The organism is Flavobacterium gawalongense (assembly GCF_007097265.1).
Lineage (GTDB): Bacteria > Bacteroidota > Bacteroidia > Flavobacteriales > Flavobacteriaceae > Flavobacterium > Flavobacterium gawalongense.
In genome coordinates this window covers 1-11,301 of the sequence record NZ_VJZP01000052.1, presented here as the reverse complement: position 1 = coordinate 11,301, position 11,301 = coordinate 1, and the positions used below count along the sequence as shown (strand labels likewise).

Here is an 11,301-nt window from a genome sequence, read left to right as displayed (position 1 = left end):
TGGTTGGGTTTAAAAAGCTTTAAATCGTTGACCGAGGGGTGGAATTTACATAAAGATGTGTCCACACGATAGGAAGCGTCGGGACTCTCCAAAGGAGAGGGAGCCAAAACTGAATTTCAATTCATTTTAAAAATTAAATATAGTATCACAAAACATAATACAGGTATAAACAAACGACAATTGAACAATCAAAAACGAAATACAATTCTATTTATCCTGATCGGTTTAGGGCTGATTATCATGTTTTTTCTAAACATTAGTCTCGGTTCGATTACGATTCCTTTCAAAGAAATCTACACTAGTTTGACAGGTAGCCAGGCAAGTAAATCAACTTGGGAATATATCATTATCAATTATCGTTTGCCCAAGGCCATCACTGCCGTTTTAGTAGGAATGGGATTATCGATAAGTGGTTTATTAATGCAAACCTTGTTTAGAAACCCATTGGCAGGGCCTGATGTTTTAGGACTGAGTTCAGGAGCAAGTTTGGGTGTTGCTTTTGTTATATTGAGCGCTAGTTTGTTACCTCCATTTTTAAGCACTCTTTTATTGTCCTCTTACGGAGTAGTTTTGGCATCTACATTAGGAAGTACTGCGGTTTTATTATTGGTTTTATTAGTTTCGCAACGTTTACGTGATACGATGGCAATCTTAATTGTGGGCTTGATGTTTGGCAGTTTTACCAGTGCGATTGTGGGCGTACTCACCTATTTCAGCTCAGCGGAACAATTACAGAAATTCACTTTTTGGTCTTTGGGAAACCTTGGAAATTTGTCTTGGACATCGATCCTAATTTTATCCATTTGCGTGGGAATTGGTTTGCTTTTGAGTATTTTCAGTATCAAATCATTGAATGCTTTACTTTTGGGTGAAAACTATGCACGTAGTTTAGGCCTGAATTTCAAAAAAGCACGCCTGATTATCATTTTTGCAACGAGTATTTTAGCTGGCAGTATTACCGCTTATGCAGGTCCAATTGCCTTTATTGGTTTGGCAGTTCCTCATATAGCAAAATTGATATTTAAAACTAGTGACCATTCCGTATTGTACTGGAGTACATTATTTTTAGGAGCTGCAATAATGCTTATTTGTGATGTAATTTCACAAATGCCGGGCATGGAAGTTACTTTGCCTATCAATGCTGTGACTTCGATAATTGGTGCACCGATTGTTATTTGGTTATTGGTTCGCAAACGAAAAATGATGGGATAGTTTAGAGGACAGTAAACAGTTTTCAGTTTTCAAAACTTTGAGTCTTTGAGCCTTCGTGGCAAAAAACTCATATAATTAGTGGTAAAAAATGAGCAACAAAAAAAACATACTTACAACATCACATTTAAGCATTGGTTATAAAACCAAAAACTCAGTGATATCTATTGCCAAAAACCTCAACTTGAATTTACAAGAAGGAAAACTGATTGCTTTAATTGGGGCGAATGGAATTGGAAAATCGACTTTATTGCGAACAATAACTGGAATTCAAAAACCGCTACACGGTGATGTTTTTTTGAATGATAAAAAAATCACATCCTACAATCCTTTAGAGTTAGCTCAAAATTTAAGTATTGTTCTTACCGAAAAATTACCTCCAAGTAATTTAACCGTTTTTGAGTTAGTGGCATTGGGCCGACAACCCTATACGAATTGGATTGGAACTTTATCCGATATTGATATTGTTAAAGTTAACGAAGCTATGGCATTGACTCAAATCAGTCATTTAGCAACAAAAAAACATTATGAGATAAGTGACGGGCAATTACAAAAAGTATTGATTGCACGAGCTTTGGCACAAGATACTCCGTTAATAATTTTGGATGAACCCACTACCCATTTGGATTTATTACATAAGGTGGCTTTATTCAAACTTTTAAAAAAGCTTACTAATGAAACTGGAGAGTGTATTTTATTTTCTACTCATGATATTGATATGGCGATACAACTGAGTGATGAAATGATTATTATGACACCTGAAACAGTGCTTCAAGACGAGCCTTGTAATTTTATCGCAAAAGGAAGTTTTAATACCTTATTCAAAGACGAGCATATTGTTTTTGACGCTGATAAAGGAAAATTCATGATTGTTTAATTAGTCTGCTTTTACTACAAAGACATTCTTTTTTGCCACGAAGGCTCAACGGCACAAAGTTTTAAAAACTGAAAACTGTATAATGGTGCCATCTGAACACTGTGACTGAACACTGAATACTCATCAACCCCCTTTCAATAAATTTATACTCACCGTTGCAATATTAGAATCCGGAAATCTCCTGAAGAAATTAGCATCAGGATACAGTCCCGCTTCAGCAGCGATTTTGTGTAAAACGGGAATTTCGACTATATATTGGTCTGAAAAACCATGCGTGGCATCATAGGCCGTAGCAGCCGTTTTCCCTAAATTACCAGCGGTCAAAGTTGGGGCAATGGTATGCAATTCAATCATTAACAATCCGAATTTTCTAACATAAGGCGACCATTTATTGAAATGTTCCAATAGATTATCTTCGACTAAACTATTACTGATTCGCTCTCCTCTATGCGCAAATGCTCCTGTTGAATGACTCACTCTGTCTTTGGTGATATGTTTTGGCATTTCCCAAATTCTGTTGTGATCCAAGAAGGTTCTCACATTCAGCAAATCTTTCAAATCGATGTTATAATTTTCCAATAAATCATTGGCTAACAAATCAGGCTGACCAATATCTCCCCAAATTACTTTGGCCCAAATATCTGCTTTGATCAAATTGGCTCGGGTTACTTTCAAAGCCGCTTGATTATAATCGGCACCAACAAGGAACAAAGGATACTCATCCAGCATTTTTCCGCGTAGGGTTTGTCTTTCGATTACAGTATAAATATGTTCTATAAATGCCCCATTGCCACAACCCATATCCAAGATTCCTTTGGGTTGGTCTTCTATAGGTAAATTAAATAATTTGATGATAATCTCATCTACGACTTTAAAATAAGTATCGTGCGCACCTCCGCTTCCCCAAACATTCATTTCTCGATCCACATGAATTTCATCTTCACCTTCGGCAACCGTTCGGAGTATATTTGGGTTACCAAAAAGCAAATCCTCCATTTTACTGAAAGTGGGTAAATAAGAAACCGTCACCCCATAAGCAGTGGCTCTTTTGGCAAAAAACAACCCCTTTTCCGTAAACTGATAATTGCCTTTTTTTTGTGTAAACCAACCTAAATCAACAAAGAAATCCAGAATGATTTTGAAATTTTCGGGTGATTTATGAAATTCTTCGGGGCGGAAGGAAATTTCCATAAAATACTTATGAAACATCCCATTCATACCAAGTCTTACTAATATTGGTCCAACCAAACAACCTTCAATATGCGTTAAAATCTGATGTTGAATTTCATTGGTTGTGGGATCATTGGAGAATAAAATCCCATAATTAGTTGCATATAAATCGAAAATTAAACCCAATCGAACGAATGGAATATCATCTAATAATCGCATACGAAATTGCATTGAGAAATGCAGCAAATCAAGTACATCTTCATACAAATAGAACATCGAAAAAGCAATGGCACTTTTATCGTTTATGCTAAATTTAATTTGATCTGTGGTAGTATTGATATGATAATCCAGAAATCCTTGAGAACACAAAACACGTAAACCCACGTTGAGATAGCCTTCATTGGCTTTAAATTGCGAACTAAGTTCCGTAAGTGTGACTTCTTTTTTGTCAAGAATATAGGACAGCACTCCTTTTTCATGCAAAACATACGCTACAGGTGCGGTAACCAAACCATCCAAATGTTTGAAAATGGTACTTCTAAGGATAACTTTATCAATCATAAAAGTAAGTTTTAAAGGAGAAAAAAACACAATTCAATCCGGAATGACCTACTCAAATATATGAAATTCCATCCACAAAATTGCCTTACTTTTTACAATTCTAAATTTCCAACTTACCGTTTACTAGTTATTTGTCTTTTTGCTTCGCCAATGACAAACGCAACAGAATTTGCGATATTAAAACTTCTAATTAGTGGTGACATTGGAATCGTCAAATGATTGGGAAATTCGTTCAAAACAGCTTCGCTCAAACCCACACTTTCTTTCCCAAAAACCAACCAGTCACCATCCTGAAAATCATTCTCTAAATACGATTTATCGGCATGGGAACTCATCAGAAAAACTCGGGATAAATCAGGAATCCGTGCTTTCCATTCGGTTACATTTTGATATTCCGCAACATCAAGATGCACCCAATAATCCAAGCCGGAACGTTTCAGATTTTTATCATTGATAACAAAACCAAAAGGATGAATTAAGTGTAAACGGCTTTCGGTGCCCACGCACAATCGACCAATATTCCCAGTATTATTAGGGATTTCAGGTTCTACTAAAACGATGTTTAACATTTTATACTTTATTAAAAGATTGAAAAATTAAAAGATTGAAAAATTAAAAGATTGAAAAATTCATATCCTATCCCTTAAATTTCTATTTGAAAATTTTCTACTTCTTTAACTTCTCCCGACTGTAAATCATTCAGATGTACGTTTCCTATTCGAACACGAACCAATCGCAAGGTAGGAAAACCAACAGCGGCAGTCATTTTTCTGACTTGGCGAAACTTTCCTTCATTCACCGTTATCGAAGCCCAAGAAGTTGGACCGTGACGTTCATCGCGAATCTTTTTTCCTCGCGCGCCAAAAGCAGGAATTTCATTAATCAATGAAGCTTTGCAAGGTTTCGTTATGTATTTAATACCGTTGAAACCTATTTCAACACCTTCTTGTAATTTTTCAATGGCTTCCTGATTGATAATTCCATCAACTTGGACATAATATTCCTTGTCTACTTTTTTACTTCTAATGATTTCGCTCATCATCCCGTCCGTGGTCAACAACAATAATCCTTCGGAATCTTCGTCAAGACGGCCTATTGCCATCGTTCCTTTAGGGAAATCGTACAATTCTCCCAGTAGTTTCTTTTTTCTTTTTAATTCGTAAATAAACTGACTCAGATAACCGTAGGGTTTGTTAATGATGAAATGAGAATGAGACATTTTATTTTATTATTTGTGAGCGCAAAGATAGTTTTGTTTTAGTCGCATTTAAAATAGAGTGGCAATAGATTTACCTATACAAACCAAAAGCTATGTTAAATGATTGAATTCCTTACTATAAAAGACGTAACATTATAGAAATTAACCGTATTAACTTTAAATTAAACATTATGGAAAGCAACGATTTAGGCTCAAAAAAAACAAATAATAAGCAAAATATAAACGAAGGATTTAGCGGTGAGAATCTAGCCAAAAATACGAATCCTGAAGTATCACATCTGAAATCAGAGGTAGAAACCGACAATCATGGAAATCAAAAATTGTTCAAAGAGCACGTAATATAAACGGAACCTTGGAATAGAATGAGGATAGCACTCCTAAAAATTTAAGTTCTGATACCGCGAATGTTTCTGAAGAACAAGCTAAAAAAATGGTAGAGAATAAAGATCATAACTCTGATATAATTCCAAATCGATATCCTAATAAACATCCGGATAATCAGGAAGACAGAGGAAATATAAAACTGGATGAATAAGAATTCATTTTATTTTTAATAAGCCAATAAGTGCATCGTTTCTTATTGGCTTTTTTTATGGGTCACAAGCATAGTTTAAAACTATGCACTTTAGTGCATTTCGCTTTTAGCTTCTAAAAAAAATCAAACACGAATTTCACAAATTACCACGAATTAATTTGTGAAAATTAGTGAAATTCGTGTTTAAGTATTACATTTTTCATTCTTGCAGACTTTCAGTCTGCCAACCAAATCTATGGGCTTTTTGTCCATAGTGGTTTAGTTGAAAAAATTAAAGCAACTAATTTTTATTAGAATTTCTACTTCTAATTGTACCAAAAGCTATCAACAGTGCTCCAATAAAAAGAAAAGCCAATACCATATAAAAACTGTTAATAAGGACTTGACTGTATCCCAAAAGAATGACATCAATAAACGGATAAGGATAAAAACCGAAAAAGGCGCCCCGAATTAAAGTATAAACCAAATACACGGAAGGAAAAATCAACCACGGAAAGATGTTTTTGAATTCCAATTCTTTTTTAGGAACAAATACTATCCAAAATACGAAAACCAATACCGGAATGACCAAATGCAATAACTCATCCACTACTTTTTGCGAACCCGATGGAGCCCATAAAAACCGCAGAATTGCATTATAAACAAGCCCAACAATTATGATGTATAAAGTAATTCCTGTTGCATTTTTAGGTTTCGAAAAAAACAATCCCCATTTGGATTTTGGCTTTAGCCAAAGAAAAGTAAAACACAACGCAACCAGAATATTCGATTGAATCGTAAAAAAACTAAAAAATCGGACAATCGTTTCCAGAAGTGAAGCCACACGATTCAAAATTATAAGATACAATTGCAATAAAACAGCAAACCAACCGACAATAGCTATAATTGCAAAAAAACGAGAATGGAATTTTATTGATTGATCCTGCATATTCTTAAAGTATAAAAGATTAATTGATGGCTAAAATTTACAAATCCATGTATGCTAAAACTTGAGATAGTATTTTGATTTCGGAAAGGAAACAAGGAAACTTTTGTTTATTTTTACAAACTTACAAAAAGAAATTTTATGTCAAATATGCTTCCGTTTTTATTGATTTTCATCGTTGCTCTCGCCATCGGCATTTTCATTGGGGAACTCATTTTCTCTGCCCGATTTCAGTCGGAAAAAATTAGTTTAGAAGAAAAGCTAATTGCATTTTCTTCCCAATTCAATCAACTAAAAGAGCAAATTGCTATTGACAAAACAGCCTTTGAAAAGCAATTAGAAAACACCAATTCTGAGAAAGAAAGCATTCGAAACGAAAAAGACAGTTTAGCAATTCAGCTTTCTAAAAAAGAAGTAGATTTCGAGAATCTTTGGGAACGCAACAAAGAACAAAAAGAAGAAGTCGAGAAACTACAAGAAAAATTTACCAAGGAATTTGAAAATCTCGCCAACAAAATATTAGAAGAAAAGTCCAATAAATTCACGGAACAGAACAAGGAAAACATGAAAAATATCCTGTCGCCTTTGCAGGATAAAATTCAATTATTCGAAAAAAAAGTAGAAGACACACACAAAGAAAGTATTGATTATCATGCGGCTTTGCGTCAACAAATTCTGGGCTTGCGAGAAATGAATATTCAAATGAGCAAGGAAACCATTAACCTGACCAAGGCTTTGAAAGGCGATAGTAAAATGCAGGGGAATTGGGGCGAATTAGTTTTAGAACGCGTTTTAGAAAAATCAGGATTAGAGAAAGGCCGTGAATATGAAGTACAACAAGCTTTCACCACTGAGGACGGAAATCGCGTTTTTCCTGACGTTGTCATCAATCTGCCTGACGGCAAAAAGATGATTGTCGATTCTAAAGTTTCTTTGACGGCCTATGAAAAATACATTAATGAAGAGAATGACTTTTTAAAAAATGGGTATTTAAAGGAACACGTCAATTCGATAAAACGCCATGTAGAGCAATTAGGCAACAAAAACTATCATGATTTATATCAAATAGAAAGCCCTGATTTCGTATTGCTTTTTATCCCAATAGAACCCGCTTTTGCCATGGCGTTGAATGAGGATACAAGTTTGTACAACAAAGCATTCGAGAAAAACATTGTTATTGTCACGCCCGCTACTTTATTAGCTACTTTACGAACTATTGACAGCATGTGGACCAACCAAAAGCAACAGGAAAACGCTTTGGAAATTGCGAGACAAGCTGGTGCATTGTATGATAAATTTGAAGGTTTTGTAGGTGATTTAATCAAAATTGGTAAGAAGATAGACGAAAGCAAAATTGAATACAGTGGCGCCATGAATAAACTGGTGGAAGGAAAAGGAAACTTAATCGTAAGTGTAGAGAAATTGAAAAAGATGGGAGCCAAAGCAAAAAAAGCACTCCCTGAAAGCATATTGAACAGAGCAGAAAAAGACGAAAATCAATTATTAAACTAAATAAAATGAAACGAATTTTAGGAATTATTTTAGGAATCGGTACACTGGTCTTGATTTGTTATTTTGCATTTCTCTATTACGTTCCTTACAGTGAAGGCATTCGTTCCGGTGAACTCATAAAATTGAGCCATAAAGGAATGGCCATAAAAACATGGGAAGGCGAATTAAGTCAGGGAATTTCAGGAGCTCAGATTTTTAGTTTTTCTGTTTTGGACAGCGACAAAAAAGTGATTGAAGATTTGAAAGGACTTCAAGGAAATTATGTCAAATTAACCTACGTAGAAAGATACCGAACATTTGCCTGGTGGGGAGAAACGAGATATTTTGTAACATCCGTTCAAAAAGAAGCTTCACCCTTTAATCAAAAATAAATTTTATGAATACTATTTTTAAAACTGTCGCCTCTTCTAATATCAGTATTTCAGAATTAATGCTACCGTCCCACACTAATTTTAGCGGAAAGATCCATGGTGGTTATATATTATCATTACTCGATCAGATAGCTTTTGCCTGTGCCTCAAAATTTTCAGGGAATTATTGTGTAACCGCCTCAGTGGATACAGTAAATTTCCTAAAACCGATAGAAGTAGGCGAATTGGTTACGATGAAAGCCTGTGTGAATTATGTAGGTAATAGTTCTATGATTATAGGTATTCGGGTTGAGGCCGAGAATATTCAAACAGGCAAAACAAAACATTGTAATTCCTCCTATTTTACCATGGTTGCCAAAGATAAAGAAGGCAAAAGTGTTCTGGTTCCAGGATTAATCTTATCCAATCTTAATGAAGTACGCCGTTTTTGCAATTGCATCAAACAAATAGCTTTAAAAAAGGAAAAAGACCTACACGAAGAAGAGTTTGATTATAGTTCCCCTGAATCGCTGGCAAGCCTTGAAAAGTATAATGTGCAGTTAAAGTTACACTAGATTATTTCAGCCTTTTTTTTTAACTAAAATCAATAGATTTAAGATTTAAAAATTCAAACCTTAATTACAACTTCATATTTATACAAACGGCTTAATAAGTTTATATTAATGCGATTATTTATCATTAATCGTAAAAATATTCCCTTGAAATTTCGTAACTTTAAGTAGTTTAATTCATAAACGATTATGAAAAAAATTACGCTCCTTTTCCTGATTTTTATAGCTAATACTGCTATTGCACAAGAAAAAATGACGACTAATAAAGGAATCATCAATTTTGAGGCTTCAGTTCCTTTCTTTGAAGAAGTAAAAGCAATAAATAAAAAAATAGCCTGCGTTTTGATTACCAAAACTGGGGAAATAACCTGTTTTGCCATCATCAAAAATTTTCAATTCGAAAGAAGTTTGATGGAGGAACATTTTAATAAAAATTACATGCAGAGTCATCGATTTCCTAAAGCCATCTTCAAAGGCAGAATTGAGAAATTTGATTTGAAAAATATTGACTCAAATGCAACTGAATATCAAATTACAGGAAAAATTACCATGCATGGTAAATCAAAAAAAATCATAGTATTGGGTACCATCAAAAAGGGAGTTCAAGGAATCGAATTAAATACTAATTTTCCTTTAAATACTGATGATTTCAAAATCGAAATTCCCTTTATAGTGCGAAGTAAAGTATCCAAAAATGTGAATACCCAGCTTTATTGTATTTTACAATAAAACTATTTAGCTAAACAATCCCTAAGAGCCTCCTCCAAGTTTTTATATTTAAATTGGAACGCTAATTTCTCCAGTTTTTCTGATGATACTCTTCGTCCGTTCAATACTATTTTGGACATTTCACTCCTTACAATTTTATCTATAAAAGGAGGGCCTTTGTCTGCCTAATCAAGTAAAAACGATGTCTTATTTTTTCTTATAAAAAATTTTATTAGAAAGTGAAAATATTCTATTTAAATCAATTCCCCCATATTTTAGAAAACTCTTACTAGGTTAAACCCAAAAGCAATTTCTCCTTTGCTCCAATCACCAGTAGTCTGTCCTAAAAAACCAGATTCATGCATCGCTTTGGAATTGGTAAAATGCATTTGAAAAACATGTCCTCCTGTTTCTAAATCGACACCTATAGAAAGAGGATTTTTATAGATAGATTGACTTGCCCGATTTAAATGAGCCGCATAATCCATATTAACAGACCACCGTTTTGCAAATTTATATCTTCCTCCTAAACCAATTGCATACTGATTATTATCCTGTGGGTTGGGTAATATAACCTCTTTATTTTCATCCAAAATATCCCTAACAATATTTTCATGAAAATAAGTAGGAGCAATCTCAAGAGATAATTTCTCGGTTACTTTTCTAGAAATTAATAGTTGAGTCACATACGTCAAACGATTTTCAAATTGAATCAGTGGATAATTAACTTTTTTCATTTCAGTATTTATAGCTAGACTGTTAAATCCGACAATTGTTACAGGAAATCCTTCTGTTTTTTGTGAGATTAATAAATACTTTATTCCCAAATCATATGTTTCCTGAAAACCACTTCTAGAAACATGCACTGTCAACCAATCTTTCAATCCAAAAGCAAATTTTAATTGCGTATTAGCATTATCCAGTCCAAAAAAATCATCAAAACCCTTATTCAAATAGTCAAATCGATGTGCAACAATAAAATAAAAATCACCTTTTCCAATTAATTTAGTAGATTCTAAGTTTACAATTTTTAACGATTTAAATGCAGATACCTCATTTGTATTTGTCTTTTGAACATCAATTTCAGACAACAAATCATCTTGAGCAAAAGCGAAAATCGGAAACATTAATGCAAAAAGTAATTTTTTCATATTTATCCATATTTCAATTTATAATTATACATTGATCTAATTTTAGTTCTTCCAATAAGGAATCGTACCCTATAAGACGCCCTTTGATTGTTACCTCAGAGTTGGGCAGGATGGTTATGGGGATTTCTTCTAAAAACGCAGCAAACAACTTTTCATCAAGAACCATAGATTGAGTTTCAAAATCTATACTAAAAATTTTTCCACTTACAATAATGGTTTTATCTAAATATTTTGTGTTAGCCGCCGATTCATTAGTTTGAAACTCTAAAATAATTGCTTTGGCGCTCACATTATAACTTCCTTCTTCATTTGCTATATCACGATGTTTCTTATAAATAAACAAATACCCCCCAACAAGAACTATAATCAGTAAAAGTGACGCAGCTATTATTTTATATTTCTTCATGTAATTTTATGATTTATTTATCAAAAATACAGGGCAAACGCATCATAAATTAATTAATTTCTCCAAATATTGATTATCCCACCCAGCTTTAAGGCGCTTACCCTTA

Annotated in this window: 14 protein-coding genes; 7 read left to right on the top strand and 7 right to left on the bottom strand. The window is 33.8% G+C overall.

The features are described 5' to 3' along the window. Positions 1 to 180: 180 nt before the first annotated feature. Together FNW38_RS16710 and FNW38_RS16705 are read left to right on the top strand one after the other, a co-directional pair. Positions 181 to 1,212: an iron ABC transporter permease gene (locus FNW38_RS16710; RefSeq protein ID WP_143388872.1), complete on the top strand. Its 1,032-nt coding sequence runs from the start codon at positions 181 to 183 to the stop codon at positions 1,210 to 1,212. 88 nt (positions 1,213 to 1,300) lie between these two features. Further along, positions 1,301 to 2,086, top strand: coding sequence for an ABC transporter ATP-binding protein (locus FNW38_RS16705; RefSeq protein WP_143388871.1), 786 nt, complete (start codon positions 1,301 to 1,303; stop codon positions 2,084 to 2,086). 123 nt (positions 2,087 to 2,209) lie between these two features. Here FNW38_RS16705 and FNW38_RS16700 read toward each other — a convergent pair whose 3' ends face one another. The 3 genes from FNW38_RS16700 to FNW38_RS16690 form a co-directional block, all read right to left on the bottom strand. Then, complete coding sequence (locus FNW38_RS16700) at positions 2,210 to 3,817, bottom strand: class I SAM-dependent methyltransferase (protein ID WP_143388870.1); 1,608 nt, start codon at positions 3,815 to 3,817, stop codon at positions 2,210 to 2,212. A 113-nt stretch (positions 3,818 to 3,930) separates the two neighbouring features. Beyond that, positions 3,931 to 4,386 carry a tRNA (cytidine(34)-2'-O)-methyltransferase gene (locus FNW38_RS16695; RefSeq protein ID WP_143388869.1) on the bottom strand — a complete coding sequence of 152 codons (456 nt, stop codon included), beginning with the start codon at positions 4,384 to 4,386 and terminating at the stop codon, positions 3,931 to 3,933. Between the two features lie 74 nt (positions 4,387 to 4,460). Continuing rightward, positions 4,461 to 5,036, bottom strand: coding sequence for a pseudouridine synthase (locus tag FNW38_RS16690; RefSeq protein WP_143388868.1), 576 nt, complete (start codon positions 5,034 to 5,036; stop codon positions 4,461 to 4,463). 170 nt (positions 5,037 to 5,206) lie between these two features. Between FNW38_RS16690 and FNW38_RS17565 the strand changes: the two genes are divergently transcribed. Next, positions 5,207 to 5,380 carry a hypothetical protein gene (locus tag FNW38_RS17565; RefSeq protein ID WP_185963165.1) on the top strand — a complete coding sequence of 58 codons (174 nt, stop codon included), beginning with the start codon at positions 5,207 to 5,209 and terminating at the stop codon, positions 5,378 to 5,380. A 471-nt stretch (positions 5,381 to 5,851) separates the two neighbouring features. Here FNW38_RS17565 and FNW38_RS16685 read toward each other — a convergent pair whose 3' ends face one another. After that, positions 5,852 to 6,499, bottom strand: a complete 648-nt coding sequence (locus FNW38_RS16685) for a Pr6Pr family membrane protein (protein ID WP_143388867.1) — start codon at positions 6,497 to 6,499, stop codon at positions 5,852 to 5,854. A 138-nt stretch (positions 6,500 to 6,637) separates the two neighbouring features. Here FNW38_RS16685 and rmuC point away from each other — a divergent pair, with 138 nt between their 5' ends. The 4 genes from rmuC (at position 6,638) to FNW38_RS16665 (ending at position 9,659) form a co-directional block, all read left to right on the top strand. Next, complete coding sequence (gene rmuC, locus FNW38_RS16680; RefSeq protein ID WP_143388866.1) at positions 6,638 to 8,008, top strand: DNA recombination protein RmuC; 1,371 nt, start codon at positions 6,638 to 6,640, stop codon at positions 8,006 to 8,008. A 5-nt stretch (positions 8,009 to 8,013) separates the two neighbouring features. Beyond that, positions 8,014 to 8,379 carry a 6-phosphogluconate dehydrogenase gene (locus FNW38_RS16675; protein ID WP_143388865.1) on the top strand — a complete coding sequence of 122 codons (366 nt, stop codon included), beginning with the start codon at positions 8,014 to 8,016 and terminating at the stop codon, positions 8,377 to 8,379. Positions 8,380 to 8,384: 5 nt separating this feature from the next. After that, complete coding sequence (locus tag FNW38_RS16670) at positions 8,385 to 8,933, top strand: acyl-CoA thioesterase (RefSeq protein ID WP_143388864.1); 549 nt, start codon at positions 8,385 to 8,387, stop codon at positions 8,931 to 8,933. Between the two features lie 186 nt (positions 8,934 to 9,119). Continuing rightward, positions 9,120 to 9,659, top strand: a complete 540-nt coding sequence (locus FNW38_RS16665) for a YceI family protein (RefSeq protein WP_143388863.1) — start codon at positions 9,120 to 9,122, stop codon at positions 9,657 to 9,659. 2 nt (positions 9,660 to 9,661) lie between these two features. Here the strand turns inward: FNW38_RS16665 and FNW38_RS16660 are convergent, their stop codons facing one another. The 3 genes from FNW38_RS16660 to FNW38_RS16650 form a co-directional block, all read right to left on the bottom strand. Further along, a complete protein-coding gene (locus tag FNW38_RS16660) occupies positions 9,662 to 9,802 on the bottom strand; it encodes a DUF1731 domain-containing protein (protein WP_262710411.1) in 141 nt (46 codons plus the stop codon). 111 nt (positions 9,803 to 9,913) lie between these two features. After that, a complete protein-coding gene (locus FNW38_RS16655; RefSeq protein WP_143388861.1) occupies positions 9,914 to 10,789 on the bottom strand; it encodes a DUF5777 family beta-barrel protein in 876 nt (291 codons plus the stop codon). 13 nt (positions 10,790 to 10,802) lie between these two features. Next, positions 10,803 to 11,195, bottom strand: coding sequence for an OB-fold protein (locus FNW38_RS16650; protein WP_143388860.1), 393 nt, complete (start codon positions 11,193 to 11,195; stop codon positions 10,803 to 10,805). Positions 11,196 to 11,301 lie beyond the last annotated feature (106 nt).